The 23,750-nt window shown below is 61.8% G+C and carries 15 protein-coding genes and 1 pseudogene; 11 read left to right on the forward strand and 5 right to left on the reverse strand.

Translation table 11 applies throughout. The annotated features are described in order from the left end of the window. Positions 1–227 precede the first annotated feature (227 nt). Positions 228–608, forward strand: a complete 381-nt coding sequence (locus tag GTA51_RS17990) for a DUF1987 domain-containing protein (RefSeq protein WP_160963574.1) — start codon at positions 228–230, stop codon at positions 606–608. Positions 609–684: 76 nt separating this feature from the next. Further along, positions 685–2,049 carry an APC family permease gene (locus tag GTA51_RS17995; RefSeq protein ID WP_160963576.1) on the forward strand — a complete coding sequence of 455 codons (1,365 nt, stop codon included), beginning with the start codon at positions 685–687 and terminating at the stop codon, positions 2,047–2,049. Positions 2,050–2,222: 173 nt separating this feature from the next. On the opposite strand, the gene GTA51_RS18000 is transcribed toward GTA51_RS17995, so the two are convergent. Both GTA51_RS18000 and GTA51_RS18005 read right to left on the reverse strand, forming a co-directional pair. Beyond that, on the reverse strand, positions 2,223–2,867 hold the full coding sequence (locus GTA51_RS18000) for a hypothetical protein (protein ID WP_160963578.1): 645 nt from the start codon (positions 2,865–2,867) through the stop codon (positions 2,223–2,225). Positions 2,868–3,065: 198 nt separating this feature from the next. Then, on the reverse strand, positions 3,066–4,544 hold the full coding sequence (locus GTA51_RS18005) for an outer membrane homotrimeric porin (RefSeq protein WP_160963580.1): 1,479 nt from the start codon (positions 4,542–4,544) through the stop codon (positions 3,066–3,068). 819 nt (positions 4,545–5,363) lie between these two features. Between GTA51_RS18005 and GTA51_RS18010 the strand changes: the two genes are divergently transcribed. The 8 genes from GTA51_RS18010 to GTA51_RS18045 all read left to right on the forward strand — a co-directional run bounded on the left by GTA51_RS18010 (position 5,364) and on the right by GTA51_RS18045 (position 14,580). Beyond that, complete coding sequence (locus tag GTA51_RS18010; protein WP_343039532.1) at positions 5,364–6,404, forward strand: ABC transporter substrate-binding protein; 1,041 nt, start codon at positions 5,364–5,366, stop codon at positions 6,402–6,404. After that, on the forward strand, positions 6,401–7,453 hold the full coding sequence (locus GTA51_RS18015) for a FecCD family ABC transporter permease (RefSeq protein ID WP_343039533.1): 1,053 nt from the start codon (positions 6,401–6,403) through the stop codon (positions 7,451–7,453). Before GTA51_RS18010 ends, GTA51_RS18015 begins: the two co-directional genes overlap by 4 nt. Positions 7,454–7,457: 4 nt before the next feature. After that, positions 7,458–8,318: an ABC transporter ATP-binding protein gene (locus tag GTA51_RS18020; RefSeq protein ID WP_160963582.1), complete on the forward strand. Its 861-nt coding sequence runs from the start codon at positions 7,458–7,460 to the stop codon at positions 8,316–8,318. Next, the gene (locus GTA51_RS18025; RefSeq protein ID WP_160963584.1) at positions 8,311–8,958 is read left to right on the forward strand and encodes a class I SAM-dependent methyltransferase; all 648 of its coding nucleotides are present in this window, start codon (positions 8,311–8,313) and stop codon (positions 8,956–8,958) included. Before GTA51_RS18020 ends, GTA51_RS18025 begins: the two co-directional genes overlap by 8 nt. Positions 8,959–8,967: 9 nt before the next feature. After that, positions 8,968–10,785: a radical SAM protein gene (locus GTA51_RS18030; protein ID WP_160963586.1), complete on the forward strand. Its 1,818-nt coding sequence runs from the start codon at positions 8,968–8,970 to the stop codon at positions 10,783–10,785. Positions 10,786–11,111: 326 nt separating this feature from the next. After that, the gene (locus GTA51_RS21430; protein WP_160963588.1) at positions 11,112–11,873 is read left to right on the forward strand and encodes a 4Fe-4S dicluster domain-containing protein; all 762 of its coding nucleotides are present in this window, start codon (positions 11,112–11,114) and stop codon (positions 11,871–11,873) included. Between the two features lie 26 nt (positions 11,874–11,899). Continuing rightward, positions 11,900–14,017 (forward strand): aldehyde ferredoxin oxidoreductase, encoded by a 2,118-nt coding sequence (locus tag GTA51_RS18040; RefSeq protein ID WP_160963590.1) that lies wholly within the window; start codon positions 11,900–11,902, stop codon positions 14,015–14,017. Beyond that, positions 14,014–14,580, forward strand: a complete 567-nt coding sequence (locus tag GTA51_RS18045; RefSeq protein WP_160963592.1) for a YdhW C-terminal domain-containing protein — start codon at positions 14,014–14,016, stop codon at positions 14,578–14,580. Before GTA51_RS18040 ends, GTA51_RS18045 begins: the two co-directional genes overlap by 4 nt. An 828-nt stretch (positions 14,581–15,408) precedes the next feature. Here the strand turns inward: GTA51_RS18045 and GTA51_RS18050 are convergent. The 3 genes from GTA51_RS18050 to GTA51_RS18060 form a co-directional block, all read right to left on the reverse strand. Beyond that, on the reverse strand, positions 15,409–17,595 hold the full coding sequence (locus GTA51_RS18050; protein ID WP_160963594.1) for an ammonia-forming cytochrome c nitrite reductase subunit c552: 2,187 nt from the start codon (positions 17,593–17,595) through the stop codon (positions 15,409–15,411). Between the two features lie 5 nt (positions 17,596–17,600). Then, a complete protein-coding gene (locus tag GTA51_RS18055) occupies positions 17,601–19,286 on the reverse strand; it encodes a sulfatase-like hydrolase/transferase (RefSeq protein WP_160963596.1) in 1,686 nt (561 codons plus the stop codon). A gap of 171 nt (positions 19,287–19,457) precedes the next feature. Beyond that, the gene (locus GTA51_RS18060; RefSeq protein WP_160963598.1) at positions 19,458–22,238 is read right to left on the reverse strand and encodes a CHAT domain-containing tetratricopeptide repeat protein; all 2,781 of its coding nucleotides are present in this window, start codon (positions 22,236–22,238) and stop codon (positions 19,458–19,460) included. Positions 22,239–23,048: 810 nt separating this feature from the next. Between GTA51_RS18060 and GTA51_RS18065 the strand changes: the two are divergent. Beyond that, positions 23,049–23,621 (forward strand): annotated as a pseudogene (locus tag GTA51_RS18065) (formate dehydrogenase-N subunit alpha); the annotation flags it as partial. Positions 23,622–23,750 lie beyond the last annotated feature (129 nt).

The following is a 23,750-nucleotide window of genomic DNA, read 5'->3' on the forward strand; positions in this document are numbered from 1 at the left end:
CCGGCTGGTGCAACGAAATCTGTTTCAGCAATGTGAAATTCTCGACCTCATTGACCCGCGACGGCAACGCTTAAAACCAAACAATTCTAGCAGGCTATCTCTTCTAAATTAGCCGGACAGAAATGAATACAGATATAAAGATGGGACGTTTTCTGCAGCAAAACACCTAGCCAGCCCCTGTGCAGCTTTTCGAGAAATATTTTTATTCGTAACAAGGGAATGCTGCCATGAGCATCATACACATTGAAGCAACCGAGCGGTCGCCGGAACTTCACTTCGATTTCGACGCCAACGAATTTTACCTCAGAGGGGAATCCTACCCCGAGGATATCAAGGAATTCTACGGGTCGCCCATCACACAATTGCAAGACCACCTGGGTGCGATTGAAAATGCAGCCCTTCAGTTTACGTTCCACTTTCTGTATTTCAACAGCAGCACCGCCAAAATCATCATGGGACTTTTTGACCTGCTTGACGCCGCTGCCGCCCGGGGCAACCGGGTGGACATCACCTGGGCCTTTGAAAAAGACGACGATAATTTAGAAGAACTTGGCGAAGAGTTCGGCGAGGATCTCAAACACGCTTCTTTCAAACTCGTTGCCCGCTGACATCTGCTTCCCCTGTGGCGGCGGCCAGTGTGTCCGCTCGCCCGCGCGTTGCCGCAATCCCAGCCGGAGTCACGCCATGCCGCCCGCATCCACGCCCGCCACACCTTCCGCCCCAGCCGCGTCCAAACAGATGGGCCTTGCCGCAGCCGTCGCCATCGGTATTGGCGGCATGGTCGGCGGCGGGGTCTACGCCATCTTCGGTTCGGCCGCCAAAGTTGCGGGCTCGGCCTTGTGGCTCTCCTTTTTGGCGAGCGGCCTGGTTGCCCTGGCCACCTCGTATAACTATGCCAAGCTCGGCGCGCGCTATCCGACCAAGGGCGGCGCAGTGGAGTTCCTGGTGCGCGGCCTTGGCGACGGCATCCTCAGTGGCGGGCTCAACATCTATATGTGGATCGGCTACGTCATCGCCCTGGCCATGTACGCCGCCGGTTTTGCCGGCTACCTCATGACCTTTTTTCCCCATGTCGGCATTCCCTGGTTGCCCAAGGCCGGTGCCGCCGCCGCAGTGCTCCTCTTCACCCTGGTCAACGTCTTCGGCGCGGCCTGGGTCGGGCGTTCCGAGTTGCTCACCGTTGCCGTCAACATGGCCGTGCTGGCGGTGTTCGTGGTCTGGGGCTGCGCCACCGCCGACTGGCAGGGGCTTTCCAGCGCCAACTGGGCCGCGCCAACCGACATCGCCTTCGGCGGTGGCATGCTCTTTATCGCCTACGAAGGTTTTGGCCTGGTCGCCAACGCCGCCGGCGACATGGCCAATCCATCCCGCACCCTGCCCAAGGCGCTCTATCTCTCGGTGTGCACTGTGATTGTGGTCTATCTCGGCGTGTCCTTTGCCGTGCTCGGCCATCTGCCCCTGGCGCGCATCGACGCGGCCAGAGACTACGCCCTGTCCGAGGCGGCCGGCACCTTCATGGGCGGCAAGGGTTTCACCTTCATCGCTGTGGGCGCGCTTTTCGCCACGGCAGCGGCGCTCAACGCCACCCTCTACGGCGCGGCCAACGTCTGCTGGATGATCGCCCGGGACGGGGAACTGCCTCCAGCCTTCGACCGTCTGGTCTGGAAACGCGCGCCTGAAGGCCTGTTCCTGACGGCCGGCCTCGTGCTGGTCTTCGTGCTCTTTTTCGACCTTTCCAGCGTGGCCATGATGGGCAGCGGTGCCTTTCTTTTCATCTATGCCGCCGTCGCCTATTCCCATCTGCGATTGCGCGCCACAACCGGCGGCCGCCCAGGATACATCTGGCTGTCCATTGTCTTGTGCCTGTCGCTCCTGGGCGTCCTGGGCTCCAACATGTACACGCATTCGAGACCGGCCTTCTGGACCATGCTCGGCCTTTTTCCGGTCTCCTTCGGCCTGGAATGGTTCTATCGCCGGGCCACGGGCCGACGGCTCAGAACCCTCCCGGCCCGGGAGGCCGCGACCACAAATCCCGGGCGCAAGGAATAAGCGGGGTTCAATAGACTTGAGGTCCAGGGGGGTGTGCGGCTGGCCCCTTCCCTGTGCGCATTGCCCGTCCTGAGCCGTGGCGGCTCAGTCGTGCCCGGCCCGCTGCGGCGCTTTTCAGACTCCGTGAAAACGGCGGCGCGATTGTGTGTTGGCTTTCGCCGCCCAAGGAGGGCCTAGAAACGAAAGCTCTTGACCACCGCGCGCAAAATGGGATCGGCCTGTTCCCTGGCAGACTCTGCGTACACAAGGCGCAGGTTGTAAAAGACGTCTCCGCGCAACCATGTCTTTTGATAGAGAATTTTTCCATCCAGATAGCCGGAGACCACATACCAGTCGTTTTTCATGGCTTGGTAGGTCACGGCCAGCCCCGCCTCCTGTTTGGCTTCGGTAAAAGCTTGGGCGAGGGTCCGGTTCAACGCGTTATGGCCGCCCCAAACGAGGAGTTCAATGCGGCCGTCCCGGGAGACGAAAGTGCGCCCGTCGTTATTTTCCGGCGCAGGTTGAGCCGTGAAGATACCGGCCGGAAAGCAGAGGTCAAAGCCGAACCGATTATTGCCGTAACATTCCTCGTTGTCGCGGGCCGTCATGACCGGGGGGGGCTGTTGTGCATCCGACGCGGGCATTTGGGTTTGTCGCAGCGCGACGTCGCGCGCTGTATCCGCTGTTTGGCTCCAGGCAGCCACAGGAGCGAGGTAGCCGGCAAGCCATACGGCCAAGAGCACAAATATCGCCGCGATACCAACGCCCACGATGCGCCCCATCCAGGGAACGCGCCCCCCAAAGCTCGCCAAGCATCCACGTAGACCATCCGTCGCCATGATGCCACCTCCATCGCCGCGCACCGCGCCATTGTTTGTCCTACTGCATTGCATCTTTGCCCGGCATAGAAAATGTGACAAAAGCAAGTACCCATAATGCTGGCCTAGCACTCCTTTGTCAACGGAGGGATTACACGACACAACGGCCGCAACCCTGGAGTTGCGGCCGTTTGCCTGACGGTCAGGAGTGTTTGACGCTTAGAACTTGTAGGACAGACCGAAGGAGACCTTCCAGGTATCGCCGGAGCGGGACTGATTGACCAGACGATGGCCCCAGACACTTTGCTGGAATTCACCGTGGGCCCAACCTGTTTCGACGATGGCGGCGAGGTTTTCGTAGATCATGTATTTATTGTCGAAGTTGACGCCGAATACATGCTCGTTCACGGTCAGATCCCGTCCCATCTGGAAATAGGGATTGCTGCCCATGAGGGTATTGAGGTCGCGGATGGCTCTGGCGGCGTTGTTGCCGTGCACGAACAGAAAGGTCAGGCGATGGCGCAACTTGTCGATAAACGAGATGTTGTCGAGGGTGGCACCCAAGCCCCAGGAGCCGACCGGGCTCATGCCCATGTTGGAGTTTTTCACCAGTTCCTGATTGTCATCGAACAGGAAGCTGCTGCCCGGTCCCCAGTTGGGACGGATCATGGGCATCCGCTCGGAGCCGTTACGCGTTGATTTGTCCTCGCCCGTGGACCACCAGCCATAGACCTGGGGGGTGAGCAGATCCCAGCCGGTGTATTCCACGCCGGCATCGATGAACCAGCCGGACCGACGGCTTTTCGTGCGGTCGCTCAGGGCTCCGGCCCCGTAGATCACGTCGCCATAGAACTTCACGGGATCAAGGGCCGTGACCTCGAAGGCGCTGCCGGCCCACCAGAAGGCGTTCTGGGCGTTTTTCCACAAGGCCGGCGTGGCGTACGTCCCGGCGGACGTCAGGTTGTCGGCATAAAACGACGAGTTCTGCTGGGAGCTTTTGAGCGTGAAGAGGTTGGCATCCTTGCCGGCCACAGCCACCGTGGCCCACGGCGTGGCTTTGAGGCCTTCCACCGTGATGGGCAGGGCCAGGAAGTAGGCATCGAGTTCGTCGGCCACCTGGGTGGTCGTCGTGTCGTAGGTCCGGTTGGTGTCGATGAGCCGGCCAAACCCGGCCATCAGCTTCAGGGTTTTATCGATCAGCGGCGCTTCGACAACAAGCGCGGCCATGCGGTCGCCAAACACCGGCGAGCCGTAAAAGAGCTTGCTTTGGGGCAGGGCCACGTTCTGGAGCCCGGCCGACACTTCCACTTCCGTGCCAGGCAGCTTGAACTGCAGGTAGGCCCCGTAGATCATAAGGGAGACTTCGGGATTGGCGGCCGTAAACGTGCCGTGCCCCCAGGTGTCCTCCACTTTCATTTCCAGACGAAACTTCACAGCCTCATTGGCCACAAAGTCCGTGCGCAACCGGAACCGCTCCCAGATTTCGAAGGTTTCCTCGGTCTTTTTCCCGGCTTTGCTCCAGGTCGGTGTTGTGGATGTCCAGGCCGGGGCGTTCCAGCCGGTGAAATTGCGGTTGGCGAAATACGACCCGTACACCAGGGCGTCTCCCACCATCTTCACTTCCGTAGCCGCCCAGGCCGCACCAACCATGGCCAGAACAAACAGGGCCGTCAGGGTTGAAATAAGTGTTTTCTTCATACGTCCTTCCTCATTGCTGTGAAACCGGACCGGCGAAACCCCATGTCGCACCGGTGTTCGTGGCGAACGAACCCGGCCTAAGGGTACAAACTTGTAAAAGTGACAGCAATTCAGATGGTTATATTTAAATCGTGTAAATTCAGTAAGATAAAATTTACACCAAAATAATGCACTGGCACGCCGATTGGAATTTGAAGAATTCACGACATTATTTCTATGGTATGCACCATTCAAAGAATCACTCTTGGCTCGAATTCCGTGATTTACACGAACACTTCCATATTGCGTAGGCCAAGAAGAATTTTTCCATTGATAAAAACACGAAAATTGCGTCATCCGTGATCGACTATAAAAGCCAACTGAACAAGACACCATATCACAGAGAAAGATGAAGTTATTGTACTGATACGGAGAGGCATTGTACGGAAAATTATCGCCACCTGACTCTATTTATGAATTCGCGTGAGCGTAAATAGTCTGCCCCTTATCGGTATCTATCCGAGAAATTTGATGAATTCAAACAACTGTCCGGTTGCCTCCCCTTTTGCCCCGGGGGTATACTGCCAGGGAAATCCGCCGGAGCCGGTGCCTTGGCACAGGCCCGGAAAAATGGGGCCGGCCGGGCCAACGCCTGCCGCACCGCCGGCCCCAAACCACCTCCGATGCCAAAGGAATGCCGCCATGCACCGTCCCGCCCCTTGCCCGCTGCGTCTGGCCATGCTCCTCGTGTCGCGCTCGGCAATAGCCGTTATGGCTTACCTAATAGCAACACGCTGCAGTTATTATTTTTATTCACAAAAAAAACATAAATGTTTTTTTGTGAACGCCACACTGGCCCTGATCCTGGCCCTGGCCTTGTGTCTGCCGACACTTCCGGCCTTGGCCGCAACCTTCACAGACATGGACGGCCACACCGTCACCGTACCCGACGCACCCAAGCGCGTGTACGCCCTGTCCCCGCCGGACACCCTGCTGGTGTATGCCCTGGATCCCTGCCTGCTGGCCGGCTGGAACTATCCCCAGACCAAGGAGGCACGGGAATGGTATCCTCCCTGCGCCCGTGACCAGCCGGTGCTTGGCGGCTTTTTCGGCCAGGGCATGACCCCCGACAAGGAAGCGCTGCTCAAGGCCGCGCCGGATCTGGTCATCAGCGGCTCCATGGCCAAGGGCAACACGGATTTCGAGGCCTTTTTCACCAGCTTAAACATTCCGGTGGTCCACATCGACAGCGATTCGCCCGAGGCCTACCCCAAGGCCTTGCGCGTCCTGGGCGCGGTGCTTGGCCGCAAGGAGCGGGGGGAGGCCCTGGCCGCCTCTGCCGAGCAGACCCTGGCCGCCATCCGCAACGGCCTGGCCACCATCCCCGAGGACAAGCGCCTGACCGTCTACTACGCCGAGGGCGGCGACGGCTTGTACACCGACGGGCAGGGCTCGTTTCACACCCAGGTTCTGGCCCTGGCCGGCGGCATCAATGTCCATCCCGCGCCCCAGACCCGGATTTACGGCATGGACAAAGTGACCATGGAAACCGTGCTTGGCTACGCGCCCAAGGTCATCCTGGCCCAGGACGCCAAATGCCGCGACATGATCCTGGCCTCGCCCCTGTGGGCCGCGCTTCCGGCTGTGCGCGAGGGCCGGGTGCTCAACATCCCGGATCTGCCGCTGAACTGGTTTGACCGGCCGCCCTCGTTCATGCGCCTGCTGGGCGTGAAATGGCTGGCCAACACCCTGTATCCGGAGGTGTTTCACTACGACATGATCCTGGAAATCCAGGTATTTATGAAGCTTTTCTGGAAGAGGGAGGTGACTGAAACCGAGGCCCGGGCACTGCTTGGGCAAACCGGTGCCGCCAAGCCGTGAGAGCCGGCCACGACGAGACCTTGCGCACCCCGGCCAGGGCGCGCCTTGCCCCCTGGCTGCTTGGCGTGGTGCTGCTTGTGGCGACCCTCTGGTCACTGACGGCCGGCCAGTACCCTCTCTCCTTTGACGATCAGTGGCACTATCTGGTCCAGGCACTCGGCGGCGAAACGCCCCTTGACGCGGCACGGTCCCGGTTGATCGGTCTCGTGCTCTTTGACATCCGGGCGCCGAGGCTCGCGGCTGCAATCCTTATCGGCGCGGCCCTGTCCACGTCGGGCGCGGCCTTTCAGTCCATGTTCGTCAATCCCCTTGTCTCGCCGGGGCTGCTGGGCGTTTTGGCCGGGGCGTCCTTTGGCGCGGCCCTGGGTATGCTGGCGGGGGCCAACTGGCTGGTCGTCCAGGCCTGCGCTTTTGCCGGGGGAATCGTCGCGGTGGGGCTGGCCTTGGCCCTGGCCCGGAGTTGCCAGGGCGACCGGTTGTTGTTGCTCATTTTGGGCGGCGTTATCAGCACGGCCCTGTTTACGGCCCTGCTTGCTGCCGTCAAATACGTGGCCGATCCCACCAACCAACTGCCGGCCATCACCTATTGGCTCATGGGCGGCCTGTCCCGGGCCGATTCTGGAACCATGCTGCGGGCCGCCCCGGTTTTCTGCCTGGGCATGGCCGGCCTCTTTCTTCTGTCCCGCCAGCTCGATCTGCTCAGCCTTGGCGATGAACAGGCCAAGAGCCTGGGGCTGGAGGTCGGCCGGGTCCGTCTTGGCCTTATTGCCATCGCCACGGTCCTTTGCGCCGGGACTGTCTCCATCGCCGGGCTGGTCGGCTGGGTGGGACTGATCATCCCCCACGCCGGGCGCATGCTGGTCGGCCCTGCCAACCGGACGCTATTGCCCACCACGGCCCTGCTGGGCGGGGTGTATCTGCTGCTGGTGGACGATGTCTCCCGCCTGACCTTCGGGGTGGAGATTCCCCTTGGCATCCTGACGGCCCTGGTCGGCATCCCGTTTTTTCCGTTAGTCCTTGGAAACGCCCGCAAGCCCTGGGGGAAATAGCGCCATGTTTGCCGCCGAAAATCTGGCTTTTGGCTACAATGGCACACCTGTGCTTCGCCGGGTGTCGTTTCGGGTGCAGGCGGGAAAACTGGTCTGTCTGCTGGGGCCAAATGGCTGCGGCAAGACCACCTTGCTGCGGCTCATGCTCGGGCTTTTGGCCCCGTCCGGCGGGCGGATGCTGGTTGGCGGCCGCCCGGCCCGAAGCATGCCCAGGCGGGAGATGGCCGGGCGCGTGGCCTATGTGCCCCAGTTGCACCAACCCCCTTTCGCCTACACTGCCCTGGAAATGGTGCTGATGGGCCGGACCGGCAGCACCTCGTTTTTCGGCCGTCCGTCAAGCCAGGACCGGGACGCCGCCCTGGCGGCCCTGCACCGGTTTGCCATCGGACATCTGGCGCACGTCCCGGTGACGCGCTTAAGCGGCGGCCAGCGGCAGCTGACCATGCTGGCCCGGGCCCTGGCCCAGCAAGCCAAGGCCCTGGTGCTCGATGAACCCATAAACGGCCTGGACTTCGGGCATCAGGCAAAGTTCCTGGCAATTCTCGAGGAACTCTGTGCCGAGGGGAAATCCTGCGTCATGTCCACCCACTTTCCCGACCACGCCTTGTGGGTGGCTGACCAGGTTCTCCTGTTGCACGAGGGTGCGGTGGTCGCCGACGGCCCGCCCCGCGCTGTCGTGACACGGGAAAATCTCAGCCGCCTCTACGAAGCGGACATTTCCGTTGTTTCCCTGAATGAAGCGATCCGGGTCTGCATCCCCGACCGCATGAACCGCAGTCGGCCGGCACCGGTTGCGCCCGACGCCGCCTCCCCTTCCGCCAACCCCGACGCCAGGCCTCGCCCAAAGGAACAGCTCCATGGATAACACACCCATCGACAAAGACTTTTATCGTTACGACGCCAACCACCGGTTCGCCGCCATGTACCCCCTGCTGGCCCGCCAGATCGTGGACGATTGCGGCATCCGCACCGGCGTGTGCCTGGATGTGGGCACGGGCGGCGCCCCGGTGCTTATCGAACTGGCCAAACTGACCGACTGCGCCTTGATCGGCCTGGACGCCCAGGCGGAAGTGCTGGATATAGCCCGGGAAAATGTCGTTCGCCATGGCCTGCCCCCGCAGCGGTTCCGGTTCCTGAAGGCCGATGTCACCGAGGTGCCTTTGGCTGCCGGAAGCGTGGATCTGCTTATCAGCCGGGGTTCGATTCCGTTTTGGCCGGACCATGTGGCGGCTTTTGAAGAGTTGTACCGGGTGCTGGCCCCGGGCGGCACGGGGTTTATCGGTTGTGGCTTTAGCCGCTACCAGCCCCTTGAGGAGGTCCGGGCCATGCGACCCAAGTGGACCGGGGATGGGGATGCCGATGCACGCAACGACTGGAAAAAGGACGGCTACCTCGACAAGGTGCTGGCCAGGGCCGGGGTGCCGGAGGCCACGGTGCAGGCCGATGCCTACGGCGTGTGGGTCACGCTGCGAAAACCCGTCTCATCCCAGACGGTGGCGGAATAGGGGGCGGCCATGTTGTGCCAGATTTGCCAACGGGCCTGTCGTGTGCCGGTGGGTGCCAGCGGTGCCTGCGGCCGGTATGCCAACGCCGGGGGGGCCATGGTCGAGCGCTTCCCCGACCGCTACCTCATCACCAGCCCCATCTCTGTGGAAACCATTCCCCTGCTCCACTTCCATCCAGGCGCACCGTTTTTGCAAGTCAGCACCGTCGGTTGCAACTTCGCCTGCCCAGGCTGCATCGCCACGGTCACGGCCCGGGAAATGCGTCCCGACAGCCCGGCCCTGCGGCATCTGCCGCCTGAGGCCATCGTGGATATGGCGCTGGCCAAGGGGTGTGTGGGAATCGCGTTTTTAATGAACGATCCCCTGGCTTCCTATCATACCTTCCTGCGCGTGGCCCGGCTTGCCACCGACCGGGGCCTTCTGGTCGGCTGCGCCTCCAACGCCTATTTCACCGAAGCGTCCTTGCGGCCGCTGCTTGGCTTGCTTGATTGCATCAACATCGGAGTCAAGGGCATGAGTGCCGCGGCCATGCAGGCCTGCGGCGGGGGCGATCCGGGCGTGGTCCTGCGCAATATCCGGCTGCTGCATGCGCACGGGGTGCATGTGGAAGTCGCCTGCATGGACCGGCGCGACAACCGTGAGGACACCCGGCAACTGGCCCGGGCTTTGGCCGGGATATCCAAACACTTCGTGCTGCAACTCATGCGCTTTGTCCCCATCGAAACGGCCGATCCGGCCCTGGAACCTCCCATTGCCGACACCGAGGCCTTTGCTGCAGAGCTGCGCCGGATACTGCCCAACACCTACGTCTTTAATACCCCGGGCACGCGGGGGCTGGACACCCTGTGCCCGGAATGCGGCGAGACCATCGTCAGCCGGGATTTTTACGGTCCCATGGGAGCGCGTCTGCTGTCCCTGGCCCCGGACGTGGCAGCAAGCGAAGTGACGTGTGGCCGGTGCGGCAGCGATGCGGCCATTGTGGGGTCGGTTTCCCCGCCGGCCATGCGGGAAGAGGCCTTTCAAGGCGGCTATCCGTTTACGCGGGGACTGGAAATCGTGGAATCCTTGTGCCTGGCCATGGGCGCAACAAGCCAGGCCGAAGTGGTCGGGGCCTGGGAGCATCTCTTGTCCCAGGGCATGCTGCTGGAACTGCACCGAGGCATCCAAACGATTGCGGGCTATTTCGGTCTCATCCGGCACTTCGGCGACGTGCTTGGCCGCAAGCGGCAGGCAGACGGGCTGCTGGAGTATCTGACGGCCATGATCGAACCGGTACGGGCGGGCGCTTTGGAAGTGCACGCGCGTCCCCGAACCTACTATGCCATGGGCAAACCGCTTTTTGCCATCAAAGGCGACCGTTTTGAGAACCATCTGGTCAGCGTTGCCGGCGGCGACAGTATCAACACCGTACTCAAGGCGGACGGCCGGCCTGGAGCGACCATCGATGCGGCGGTCTTGCGTCGGCTTGACCCCGAGGTGATTTTTATCTCCTCGTTTATTTCCAATGATCCGAAATCCTTTTGCGAGGAGTGCAAAGGCAGCGGAATCGATGTTGCGGCCGTACGTTCAGGGCGCGTCCATACCGCTCCGATCCCGACCAGCGACTTTGGTGCGCCCAAATGGGTACTTGGCCTGCGCTACCTGGCCAACATGCTGCACCCGGAGCGATTCTGCTTCGACATCGAAAACGACACCGATGCCTATCACCGCCATATTTTCGGGAAAGCCTTCCCCCTTGCCACCATCAATCGGTCCTTTGCCAAACCGAACCGGTTTTGGAACTTTGAGGAGACCGTATCTGATCCGTGCGTGGAGCACCGGACCTAAAAATACCGCCACGCCGCATTCTGGCTCTTGGGGACTGTGATGCCTTCCATGCGTTCTGCAAGGAGGTTTTGCGGTCCCTCCCTCGCCAACGAGCCCGTTGGAGCGCTTTTCAACAACGGCGGCGGCGTTTTCGTCCGCTTCGCCAAGGCCAGGGCAATCGACGTCCCCACGGCCAAGCCCGCCTTCGCGTGCCGGGATCTTTTCCGCCGCCGCGATGTGGCATGGACGCCCGGCGAAAAGCGTTTTATAAATCTCTTAAGACCCATCATTGTGGAGCGTTTTTTCCCGGTCCCCAGGACGCGAAGTGCCAGAGCGGGAGGTGTGACGTGCATACGATCCGCGGTTTCCCTGCAACATGGATCGAACACGCGGCAAAGGCTTCCGGCTTCGAGGCCGAATTGAGCCGCCGGGGCTTTCTCAAGCTCTCTGTCTGCGCGCTCTCCGGTTTGGCCCTGCTGGGCCTGGGCGATGCCTTTGGCGAGAACGCCCCGCTGGTCATTCTGGACAACGCCACGGGATGCCTCCTGGCCGATCCCACCCGCTGCGTGGGCTGCCAGCGATGCGAGTTGGCCTGTACGGAATTTAACGACGGCCGCGCCCAGCCGTCGCTGGCCCGTATCAAGATCGCCCGGGCCGTCAACTTCGGCCCAACCGGTCCAACGGGTGGCACCGCCATGCACGGGGACTGGGGCGATGGGTTGGTGGTCCAGGGTATCTGCCGCCAATGCCCGCATCCGGTCCCCTGCGCCACGGCCTGTCCCCAGGACGCCATCACGCTTGATCCGAAAACCTCGGCCCGCGTGGTCGATCCCGCCGTCTGCGTGGGCTGCCGTCTGTGCCAGCAGGCTTGCCCCTGGGACATGCTCTCCTTTGACGAGGAGGCCGGCGTCGCCACAAAATGCTCCCTGTGCCACGGCAATCCCAAATGTGTGGAGGCCTGTCCGGCTGCGGCCCTTCGGTATGTGCCCTGGCAGGATCTCACCCGCGACGGAAGCCCGAGCCGGGCCACCCTGTCTGTGACTGCCCCGGAAAAGGCCAAGGCCTGCCTGGACTGCCATCTCCCCGCCGGCACGAAGTCCGCGAAATAACCCTGCCCCGGGGCAAGGAGTCTGTCATGGCCGTACGCAGCGGTGGATTTGTCGGCAAGGTCTTGCGAGTGGATCTCTCCACCGGAAAAATCAGCACCGAGGATACCCTTGAACGCTACGGAGCGCTGCTCGGCGGGGCCGGGATAGGCTACCGGGTGCTCTGGGACGAAGTTCCGGCCGGGACCGGCCCCTTTGATCCGGCGAACAAGCTTATCTTTGCCGCCGGCCTGCTGGTCGGCACGAGTGTGCCGTGCAACGGACGCACCACCATAACCACCATCTTTCCCACCTGCTGGCCAAGGCCCCTGGTCGGGTCGGGGCACATGGGGGGGCATTTCGCGGCCAAGCTCAAATACGCCGGGTATGATGCCCTGATCGTGGAAGGCAAGGCGGATAAGCCCGTGTGGCTCATGATCCGCGACGCCCATGTGGAGATACGTGACGCCGGGCATGTTTGGGGCACAGGCATCCGCCGGACCACCCTGGAGATCAGCCAGGAGATGGGGCCGGACTGCGTGGTGGCGGCCATCGGCCAGGCCGGGGAAAACCAGGCCCCCATGGGCATGGTGGTCAATTCCGTCTCCCACTCGGCCGGCGGCGTGGGCGGGGTGATGGGAGGCAAAAACCTCAAGGCCGTGGCCGTGCAGGGCAGCGGCGCAGTGCGTATCGCCGGGGACATGGCCGCGTGGGAGAAGCTGATCAAGTTTCATCTCTCCATCCTTGGCGGCAACAACCAGCATGTGGTGCCGAGTTTTCCCACGCCCCAGGCCGAATACTACAATCCGGCCTCCCGTTGGATCGGCCAGCCCGGCAAGCGCTGGGGTGCGGCCAAACCACCCGTTGAAATCACCGGCACCCTGCGCGACCCCAACCGTATCGCCTACCGCACCAACAGCGCGGCCTACTTCCTGGGCGATGCGGCCTGGAAATACACCGTGCGCGGCAATGGCTGCACGGCCTGCCCCATCCGCTGCCACACCATGCTCAAAGTGCCATCGGTGACGACCAAGTACGGCATCCCGGACACGGGCCAAAACACCTGCGTCGCCCTGATGTTCGGACGCTCGTTTTTTACGCAGCTCGCCGGACAAAAAAACAGCGAGACCGCCATAGAGGCCTGCATGGTGGGCATGCATCTGGCTGACGACCTGGGCTTATGGTCCAATTACGGCCAGTTGCAGCGCGATCTGCGAAAGCTCTACGAGGGCGGCTATCTCAAGGCCCGGCTCGGGTCCAAGGAATACGCCTCCATCCCCTGGGAGAAGTACGACAACGCCGATCCGGCCTTCCTGCTTGACCTCATCCCCCGCATCGCCAACCGCCAGGGCGAACTAGGGGAAGTCCTCAGCCGGGGAACGGGCGCGATTTTCGACCACTGGTCCATCCCCGAAGCGCAGTGGGCCGAGGACCACACGACGACCTACTGGAAGATGGGCCATCCCAAGCACCATGCCAACGAGGACGACGGCCAGTGCGGGGTGATCATCAACACCCAGTACAACCGGGATGCCCAGTGCCACTCCCATACAAACTTCGTGCGCAACGGCCTGCCTCTGGAGGTGCAGAAAAAACTGGCCGCCGCCATCTGGGGTTCGCCCGACGCTCTCGATGCCCCGGGAGACTATACGCCCGCCAATGTGCCCAAAGCCCGGCGGGCCAAATGGTCGCTGGTGCGCAAGGAACTGCATGACGCGCTGGGGGTGTGCAACTGGATGGGCCCCTGGGCGGCCTCTCCCTTGCAAGAGCGCGGCTATGCCGGGGATGACAGCCTGGAGTCGAAGTTTGTCAGTCTGGCCACCGGGCAGGCCATGGATCGGGAGGGGCTGGACCAGGCCGGAGAACGTATCTTCACCCTCCACCGGGCGCTGACCATTCGGGACATGGGGCACGTGGACATGCGCGCGGGGCATGACCTCGTGCCGCCCTGGGTCTTTAAGGACCAAAACGGTGCCGCGCCGTTCACCAAGGGGAGCATCCGCATGGACCCGGACGATATCGCCCGGGCCATGGAATACTTTTATGAGATCATGGGCTGGGACAAGAAAACGGGAGCGCCCGGCAAGGCGCGGTATGCCGAACTTGGGCTTGCGGACGTGGGCGAGGCGCTTGACGCGGCCGGGTTGACGCCGAAGGCAGAAAAATGAGCGAAGCCAACGCGGACGACCTGGCCCAAGCGGTCCTCGATACGGTCCGGGAGGCCAGCGCCGCAATGCGCCTGATCGCTGCCGACGAAATCCTGGAACAACTTCTGGCCCGCGGGGTGGCCACGCAACTGCCCACGCCGCCGGAGGCTAATCCGTGCCTGCTGCTGGCCGCAATACTGGCCGGCCTGCCCGGCATCGCAGCTTTAAATAGCCTTTCCGGCCGTCCCGTCTACCATGATCTGGCGCTGCTCAGCCGCACGTATGCCCGCATCCTGGACCGAAAAGACGCCACGGAAGTGCTGTTGGCCGAGGAAATCCGGTCCAACTCCCGGGATTACCCCCGGCCCGTGCCTGTGGAACTCTTCGAGAAAACGCCGTTTAATCTGGCCCCGGAGACCATCGCGGCCGCCCTCAAGACCCTGTCCTGCGACCAGGAATTTCAGGATATCACTTCTTTAACGACCGCCGCTGGGGCCGTGTACCTGTTTTCCACCCTGTACCTCAAACGCGGCTATGCGGTCTTTCTCGCCGAACAGGAAGCATCGTTGGCCGGCAACCCGTGACACGAGACAGGCCCAAACAAAACGGGCGTCCGCCCCCCATGGGGATGGACGCCCGTCAATGCAGCATGCCCAGCGTACACTGCCTCAGTGCCGCAGACTCATCTTGTAAACGAGTGTACCAAGCAGGGCCAGAAACACCAGTGCGCCAGCTATGGCGCCGACATCCATTAGACTCATGACCGACTCCTCGGGGGTGTCCCCAAGTCGCCGACGGGCGGCTACCGTCGTCCGCCGGGTTTGTGTCCGGCGATCTCATGCGGCGTCCGGGCCCCGGGCGGGCGGTATCCGCGAGTCCGGGTCTCGATGATCAGGCCTTCGCCCCACCAAGGGACGGGTGTCCGGTCACTGTACGTGACACGAGGGGCGTTGGTTTTTGCGTTGGTTTCTGCCAGGGCCGGCCGATCTCCCCACACGCCCGGGCCTTGCCGCCAGCTCTGGATGCCCTGCTCAGGACGATCCGCAGCGCACGGCGGCCCTGCAACTCCGGGATACGCCCGGCCCGGGGCGCGCACAAGCGCTATTTGGGAAATCAATCACAAGGGCTGTCCTGAAGACTCGGAACCGACTGTTAATACAATAATTATTGCAAACAGAAATTTTCAGCCTGCCAACCTCCACGCCAAGGAAAGCCACGCGCTACGCCATACCGGCGTAGGCCAGCCCCTGCGAAACGGGGCACACCCCAAAGGGCCAGGACGGCTGCCCGGAGAAAGGACCGCGAAAAGCCACTGGGGCCGACCCTTCCGCCTGAGACCTTGCCGGTTGTATTCACGCGCGTGCCACCTGGGTACCCGGTCACGGACCGCCGGACCGCTTCCTTCGCTTGGCCTATGGTGCCCCGCTCCCCGGGACCGCCGGGTCCAGCGGCTGCGCGGCCTTGGCGTACTTCGGATTGTCCGGTCGCAAGGCGGCCGCTTGGCGCAGCAATTCCCGGGCCTCGGCGGGATCGGTGGCCCGCAGGAGCAGGCCGAGGTTGTAGGCCGCCTCAGCCAGGGTCGCATCGAGGGTGAACGCCGCCCGCAGCGCTTCGGCCGCTTCCCCGGCCTGCCCCCGTTGGGCGAGCACCAGCCCCAAATTATAGGCCACGGCCGCGCTCTGGGGATCAAGTTCCCGAGCCTTGCGCAAGGCGGCCTCGGCCCCGGCCAGATCATTCTGGCGGGCCTTGGCCATGGCGGCGTTGACCAGGGGGGCGGTCGCGTCAGGGCGCAGCCGGGCGGCGGTCGCATAGGCCGCAATAGCCCCGGCCGGATCGCCCGAACGCAACAGGAAATTGCCCCGGTTGTAGCTTCCCGTCCAATCGTCGGCCCGCACGGAAAACGTGGCGATCAGTTCGGCGGTGGCGTCGGTGACGGCCCGCCTGCCGTCCGGCGGCAGGGCCTGGGGGAGTACGCCGGCCAGGGCTTCGGCCGCCCGGATACGCACCAGACGCACGGGGTCGGCGCAGGCCTTAGCCAGGGCGGCCAGGGTCGGCGGCTCCCGGTTTTCCCCCAGACTGGCGGCGGCCGAGGCCCGCACCAGCGGGGATGCATCGGTCAGGGCCGCCCGCAAGGCCGGCCACGTGCGCGCGTCCGGGCATACGCGCAGCAGACGCACCAGCGAGGCGGCCAAGACCGCGTCATGGTCCGACGCGGCGAGATAATCGAGCATGGCCGGCAAGGCGCTAAAATCGCGTCGGCGGGCCTGCTCGATCAAGGTCGCCCGGGCCAGGACCGAAGCCTGGTAGTCCCGGGTGCGCCACTGCCGGACATGGCCGCCCGCCCAGGCCGCGTCCTTGTCGGTATGGCAGCCCTGGCAGGCGTTGGGCGAGCCGAAACGGGCCGTGGCCGCCGGAGCCGGCGGGCGCATGGAGTGGTCGCTGCGGGCCATGCGGGCAAAACGCGTTTTGGGCATGTGGCAGCTGATGCAGCGCGCCCCCGGGCTGTCGGCCCCATGGCGGGTGTGCTTGTCCCGGCCGGCCGCCTTGTCCTGATGGCAGGGCAGGCAGGCCTGATCCGGGTCGGCAGCCTGACGAAACCGGCCGCTGGAAGTGTGGCAAAAGATGCAGTCCAGCCGGCCCGAATGGGCGCAGGGCGAGGACAGCCAGGAGGTGAAGGTGAAATTTTCGCCGAGATCCCTACCATCCGGGGAGTAATCGGCATTTTCGAGCAGGATCAGGTCAAAGTGGTCAAAAAACCGCTCGCCGGGGACGAAGCCGGCGGTGATGGGAGCCATCTTGGCATGGCAGGCGGCGCAGGCGTCGTTGCGCTGGGCCGTGGTAAAATCCTTGCCGATCCGAAGGATCTTGAGGTCTTCGGGCGCGGTGCCCCGGGGTGCGGCGGCGCAGACCGCGTTGTGGGCGTCGCTGGGACCGTGGCAGGTCTCGCAGTTGATGCCGGGCTCGCGCCAGATGGTGTGGTAGGTGTCCGTGGCCGCATCGTAGTTGGTGGACAACTGGCTGACGTGGCAGTCATGGCAGGCGGTATTAAAGGTATAGGCCGGGTCGCGCCAGTCGAGCGACTCGCGCCGGGCGGCCCCGGTCCCCGGGGCGTGCGGCCCGAGGCGCTGGCCGCTGGCCACGGTGTCAAACCAGGCCTTGGCCGCCACATCATAGGCCACGGGCAGGGTCTGCAACCGGCCGCGCTCCAGGGGTGTGAGGAAATAGCAGACGTTTTTTCCGCCCAGGACCTGGACCATGGGATAGTCCGTGACGTCGCCGGCCGGGCCGGTTTCCCGGACAAACCCCTGGCCCGGGCCGAGAAAGGCCCGATAGCGTCGCTCGCCAGCCACGAGATCCTCGGTCTGGGGGGTCAGCAGGCCAGCGCCCAGGGCATCGGTGTAAGGCTGCATGGCCAGACCGTGGCGCGAGGTAGACCACAGACCATAAAACTGCTCATGGCAGGGCCGGCAACTGGAGGAACCGGCGAAGCCCGGGTCTTGCGCCGCGACAGCCAGCCCGGGCAGCCCTCCCCCCAGCCAAGCCAGGGCCAGTCCCAGCAAGGCAACCAGCCCCGGCCTTCGCGCAGTCCGCAGCCCCATGCGGGTTAGTAGCCGCCGGGCAACTTGAAGTTCGGCGGAAACTTCTGCAACACACCCTGATAGCGCGTAAATTCCATATTGATCAGATTCCACATCGGAATGTGGCGGATGCCAATGGAGTCGTCTTCCTGGGGATTGGTGTAGAGGTTAAACATGACCAGACCGCCGGTCTTGTCCACGACGCCCCCGCTAAAGCCCGCGTTGTAGCCCTTCTTCGTGATCATATCCGTGATTTCCACGACCTGGTGGACCTTGAACTCGTCTATGCGCACGGCCGCGAAGTTCGACCCCAACCAGCACAGGATGCTCTTGCGGTTGGAATTGCCGCCGTTAGCGAGCAGGTAGGAGGTCTGGTCGATGCCGTCCACGTAGCGGTCGGCCGGCAGAAGCTTGGCCAGTTCCGGGCCGGGCTTGCCGGCCAGGGACAGGGCGGTGGGGAAGATGTCGGCCAGATCGAACAGGCCCTCGGACTTGCGCGGGTCGATCACGCCCTTGAAATAGGCGAAGGTGGGCACGCGGACGCCGCCTTCCCAGGTCGTGCCCTTATAGCCCCGAAACGGCGAGCGGCCATAGGGCGCGACTTCACCTTCCGGTCCGTTGTCGGAGGAGAAAAGGATCAGCGTGTTCTCAAGCTGGCCTGAAGCCTCAAGCGCCTTCATGAGCCGGCCAAACACGTCGTCCATCTCCACGATACAGTCGGAATAATTGGTGCGGGCTCTGGATTTTCCGGCAAACGCATCGTTGGGATAGTTGTCGAAATGGCAACCCCGGGTGCCGTAGTACAGAAAGAACGGCTTTTGGACACCGGCCTGGGCCTGGATGAACTGTTCGCCATAGGCCGCCCAGTCCTGGTCGAGCCCCTTGATCACGTCCAGATCGATTTCCCGCAATTCCCGGCAACCCTTCTCGCCCTTGATGCAGTGCACCTCGCTGCGACTGAAAGGCAGCTTTTCCATGAGGGCGAAACGTTCGGGGCTCAGGGCGATTTCGGGGTTGACCGACATGTCGCGCCATTCGGTGTACATGTCGGAGACCGTCAGAAAACCGCGAAAATCGTCGAAGCCGACGTTGTTGGGCATTGAGCCTTCGTTTTCGCCCATGTGCCACTTGCCGATGCCCTGGGTCACGTAGCCCTGGTCGGACAAGAGGCTGGCAATGGTGATCGAACCTTCGAGGCCGCCGGGCTGGCCATACATGGGCGGGTACTGCAGGCCGTGGTGCACCGGCAACTGTCCGGTCATGATGGTGGCCCGGGTGGGGGTACAGCTCGGCTGGGAATACGCCGAGGTCATAATCAGGCCCTGGGCAGCGAAAGTGTCGAGGTTGGGGGTATCGTTGCCCACGGCGATGCCGCCACCGTTGAATCCGACGTCCATCCAGCCGACGTCATCGAGCAGAAAGACCACGATGTTGGGTTTTTTGCCGAATTTTTTTTCCAGGGCAGCGAGTTTGTCGCGCGCGGCCTTGTCCTGGTCCGAATGGGGGATGACCGGTTCCAAATTGTCGGCGATCTTGACCGCTGGCATGTGCAAATACTGGTCAGGGTGGGAATAGCCCTTGGCGGTGGTGGGGCCGGTGGTGGTCCCCCGCCTGTTCTCGGCCAAGGCCGCGCCGCTGGCCAGCAGCACACAGACCAGGACAGCGCCGAAGACAACCAGTGATCCCAGGGAAAATACCGGGCGTCGAGGCATGTCTTCCTCCTGCTGTTTGGGACAGCCGTCAAAACGCAACAAAAGAGGTGTCGCAATCGAAACTGCAATCTATGAGAATCAAAATACGTCTCTGTTTGTCAAGAGCGCGTTGGCACGACTCCCCGCACGGGCTGCTGCACTGCGCCATCCAGACCGGATTGCGACAGATCGTCATCTTTCTCCCAAATAGACAAAGGCTCCCCAGAAAAACGGATTGTCTGAAACATATCGATCTCTGACGATTTCCCTTTCCTTCAAGGCGGCTTGGCGGAGCGCCTGGGCCTTGGACATCCCTTTGATAAGATTTTCATAAAAGGCTTGCATGAGCTCTTGCGTCTCCGTGTCCGGCACGGACCAGAGACTCATGACCATGCCCTTGGCTCCTGCCTGGATGATGGCGCGACGTAAGCCAAAGACGCCTTCACCACTGCTGATGTCACCCAGGCCGGTCTGGCAGGCGGAGAGGGTGACGATCTCCGTGCCGGTCAGCGGGAGACTCAGGAACTTTTCCGCCGTCACAATCCCATCGGTTCCTTTCCCGCGCAGGGCCAAGTTGGCTCCGGCCAAAGCGATGCCGCTGCGGCACAGCGGGTCCTCGTAGTGTCGGGCAGGCAAGGGACCCGGCGAAATTGATGCGAGTGCGGGAGGGTCTCCGTCCGCTCCCCGGGAATTGACGACAGACTGGAATTGTTGATCGGTCAAAAAAAATCCATGCGTTGCGAGATGGACATAACGCGGGGCTGGGCTCATATGGAGCGCTTCCTCTACGGCCTTGGCCCCAAGGAACAGGTGCGCATCCGGGCCAAGCAGATCGGCCACGGCCTTGGCTTCTACACGGGTGGCTGGCAGTGAAGAGAACGTGATGCCGCGCAAATCCGCCGAGCGTTGAAAGGTGGACGGCTCTTGCTCGAAAGGCCGCGTCGCATTGCTGTTGGGTTGCGGCGATGCCGCAGCGCTATTGAAGTCCGGGTCGCCAACAACCAGGGCCGGCCCACCGGCCGTTTGTATTTCTCCCATCCCCACAAGGTCTCTGCCTGCCCCGAGATAGTTGAACTCATATTCCTCAATGAGGGGCCGGTCCTGCCGGTCGAGCAGAACCTCGAAGGGTATGAGGTTTAGTTCGCCGTCCGGGGAGAGAAAGACCTTTTTGATATTGTCGAGTTGGGGGACCAGGGGGGCAAAAACACGATCATAGAGTTCGTGGGCGGCCTTCCGGCTGGTTTCGGAGTACTGGCCCGGCCCAAGCCCCCGTTTGAAAGCGGCCACGGCCTTGTCCACATCCTGGGCCTCTCCAAGATCGAGAAGCGCCAATTGATCCGGTGCGCCGGCGGGGAGGATAAAGGCAAGGTAGTGGGCAGGGAGCCATTTCTTTGGCGCATTGCGGGCAGAAAAATCATAGCGTTCGATTTTGGCCAGTTCCACCAACGCAGTATTTTGGGGCAAGGCGGCAGCCGTTTGCGCGGCGTTGGCCGCACTCCGTTTTCTGCCACGCGCGTAGCTTTGACTCAGCCGGGAAAGTTCGGCCTGCAACTCGGCCTGCCGTTTATTGAGCGCGTCGAGATGTGCCCGAAAGGTCTCGGGATGCTCCTTGCCCGGCCCGGCATAGAGCATTTTCGTGAATTCAGTTCGCAACCGCGCCAATTGTTCAAAGACCGCCTGCCCCTTGGCATCGCCGGAGAGAACCAAAGCTTGCTGGAACTGACGTTGCGCCTCCAGGGCCGCCCCTTTGCGTCGAAGCCAGACCTCGAAGGCACTCAATACCGAGGGTTTGTCCGTGGGGAGCCGCTGGGCAACGAAGGAAAGATACAATTGAAGGTCAGTTCGAAGCATCAACAGATAGTCTAATTTCTGGCTTTCATTGGTAAAACCCATGACTTGGTCAATGAGCCCGGCCTGGATTTTTTCAGCCCGCTGCATAAGTGCAAGCGCCTGCGAATCCTCGCCATTGGCAGCCATCATCCTGGCGAGGTTGTATAATCCTTTGGCCATCAATGGATGTTGCGGCCCCAGGGATTTTTCACCTATCGCCAAACCGCGTTGATAGAGTGGCCCGGCTTGGTCGTATTCACCCATGGCGCAATAGACATCCGCCAAATTATGCAGACTGATGGCCACATTGATATTGTCGGGACCCATGGTTTTTTCCCAGATAGCCAGGGCGCGTTGGTAGAGCGGCAAGGCTTTGGCATATTGGTCTGTGGAGGCATACAACCAGGCAATATTGTTGAGGCTTTGAGCCACATCCGGATGCTCTGGCCCCAGGCTTTTGACACGAATCCCAAACGAGCGCTCATATGCCGACAGGGCTTTGTCATTTGCTCCCATGGCATGGTACAACATTGCAAGATTATTGAGAGCTGCCGCAACGCCTGGATCGTTTTTCCCCTGAGACTTTTCAAGGATAGCAAGAGCTTTAAGATAAAGCGGTTCTGCCTTGGTGTAGGCCCCCATAGTATAGTGCAAGGCGGCTAGGCCGGCCAACCCACGGGCTACGTTTATATCCTCAGGCCCGAGCGATTCCTCTAAAATCGACAGGGCTCGCTTGAAGAGTGGTTCGGCCTTGGCATATTCTCCCATGGAAGTGTAGAGTCCAGCGAAATTAGTCAGTACCTGGGCAAGCGTACCGTCCTGCGGGCCCAAGGCTTTTTCCCAAATCGACAGGGCTTGCTGGTAGAGCGGTTCGGCCGAGGCATATTCGTCTAGGGCACGATACAACTCGGCCATATTGTTCAGACTTACGGCAACCTCGGGATGCTCTTTGCCAAGAGTCTTTTCACGGATCTCCAGGGCTCGTCGGGCAATTGGCAGGGCTTCGGCGTACTTGCCGGCCTGATAGAGCGTGATAACCTGATTGGTCAGCTGTTTTGGGTAATCGGTTCTGTACCAATAGATCGCAGCAAGTGCTGTCAGCAATAAGAGAGCGGCAAGAGCGTAGAATAGAATGCGGCGCATTTTCTGTTCTCGTTGTGCCTGGCACGTTAAGCTTTATCTCTTTTGTGGCAATGTTTACCCCGAGAAAGTGAGCGCCGCAAGCGCAGGCTGCAATGGTGCTGCAAAATAGTACCTCTTGTTGTACCGCGCCCGGTTTTCTGGACATGCTGCGGCATTTCCGCACGCAACCGGGATACCGCACCAATTCGATCTGCGCATAGGGACATGGCCGGTTGCGACACCCCACGGGGTTGGGCTGGTAGCCAAAGCGTTCCTGAGTGTTCTTGTTCAAGGCCGAACAGGGCGTGACTTGTCTTAATTCAGTCAAATTTACAAAATGTTATGCTGAAATCGGTGCCAACATTTGAGCAATCACGTTTTAGTAGATCATTCGTGACATGTTCGTAATAACACAATCCAGCACCACAGACCCACAAAGGAGGGAGCGCTATGGCCTATCGTCTTTGAGCCCGATCCGTAGACGTGGCACCGATGCTGTTGTCGGAGTCTGACCGTGCCGTGGATCGGCATGCCTACTTTACTAACGAAGCCGGCACATGCCTGCGCTTCTTCTCTTTCGTCTGGAGGTCCCGCCTATGCGGGAAACGCAGGAATCCGTATTGCCATTTCGTGGGCTTGGCTTTGACCTGACCGACCTTCTGGCGGCCCCGGTCACGTTACTTCGTTGCAACGCCCGACCGTCACCCGCTTTGCCCCTTCCCGTTGCGCGACATACCCCCACGCCTCCCTACGGTTACGCCCTGCTGATCCTCTTTTGCCGGGAGATACGCGGGAGATGATGCCTGCTCATTCACCATCAAGGAGAATGGCATGGGAATCCATCGTCGAGATTTCCTGAAAATCGCCACTGCCGGCAGCCTCACCGTTGCCTTTGGCGGACTGGGGTTCGATCTGCGCCTGGCCCAGGCCGCCGCAGAAGTGGCCAAACTGCAAGGGACCAGACAATCAACCTCTGTCTGCTGCTATTGCTCGGTGGGGTGTGGCTTGCTGGTCAGCACGGCCAAGGATGGAGCCGGACGCGCTGTCAACGTCGAAGGCAACCCGGACCACCCCATCAGCAAGGGAGCCTTGTGCGCCAAGGGAGCCAGCATCTGGCAGTTAACCGAAAATGCTCGACGCGCCCAAAAAGTGCTCTATCGCGCTCCCAATTCCGACAAATGGCAGGAAAAGACCTGGGAATGGGCCATCCCGGAAATCGCCAAGCGCATCAAGGCGACCCGTGATGCCGGTTTCACCGTGAAGAACGCCAAGGGCGAGACGGTCAACCGCTGCGAGACCATTGCCTCGGTCGGGTCGGCCGCCCTGGACAACGAGGAGTGCTGGGTGCTGCAAGCCTTCATGCGCGCCCTGGGACTGACCTACATCGAACATCAGGCCCGCATTTGGGTTCTTCGACGTTTCAAATGGAATTCATTGAGCAAGGAAGTCGGCAATTTGGGCTGCGATCAGGTAGATCATGGTGATGAAGTTCGTGACGTTTCGGTAGCCTCTGGCCCTGGCGCGAGCGGCCTG

Source organism: Solidesulfovibrio aerotolerans (assembly GCF_009856865.1).
Taxonomy (GTDB): Bacteria; Desulfobacterota; Desulfovibrionia; order Desulfovibrionales; family Desulfovibrionaceae; genus Solidesulfovibrio; species Solidesulfovibrio aerotolerans.

Coding starts and splice junctions, on each gene's coding strand:
- GTA51_RS18020 (WP_160963582.1), top strand. CDS start 7,458: ATGTTTGCCGCCGAAAATCTGGCTTTTGGCTACAATGGCACACCTGTG.
- GTA51_RS17990 (WP_160963574.1), top strand. CDS start 228: ATGAGCATCATACACATTGAAGCAACCGAGCGGTCGCCGGAACTTCAC.
- GTA51_RS18005 (WP_160963580.1), bottom strand. CDS start 4,544: ATGAAGAAAACACTTATTTCAACCCTGACGGCCCTGTTTGTTCTGGCC.
- GTA51_RS18050 (WP_160963594.1), bottom strand. CDS start 17,595: ATGGGGCTGCGGACTGCGCGAAGGCCGGGGCTGGTTGCCTTGCTGGGA.
- GTA51_RS18025 (WP_160963584.1), top strand. CDS start 8,311: ATGGATAACACACCCATCGACAAAGACTTTTATCGTTACGACGCCAAC.
- GTA51_RS18040 (WP_160963590.1), top strand. CDS start 11,900: ATGGCCGTACGCAGCGGTGGATTTGTCGGCAAGGTCTTGCGAGTGGAT.
- GTA51_RS18000 (WP_160963578.1), bottom strand. CDS start 2,867: ATGGCGACGGATGGTCTACGTGGATGCTTGGCGAGCTTTGGGGGGCGC.
- GTA51_RS18030 (WP_160963586.1), top strand. CDS start 8,968: ATGTTGTGCCAGATTTGCCAACGGGCCTGTCGTGTGCCGGTGGGTGCC.
- GTA51_RS18055 (WP_160963596.1), bottom strand. CDS start 19,286: ATGCCTCGACGCCCGGTATTTTCCCTGGGATCACTGGTTGTCTTCGGC.
- GTA51_RS18045 (WP_160963592.1), top strand. CDS start 14,014: ATGAGCGAAGCCAACGCGGACGACCTGGCCCAAGCGGTCCTCGATACG.
- GTA51_RS18060 (WP_160963598.1), bottom strand. CDS start 22,238: ATGCGCCGCATTCTATTCTACGCTCTTGCCGCTCTCTTATTGCTGACA.
- GTA51_RS17995 (WP_160963576.1), top strand. CDS start 685: ATGCCGCCCGCATCCACGCCCGCCACACCTTCCGCCCCAGCCGCGTCC.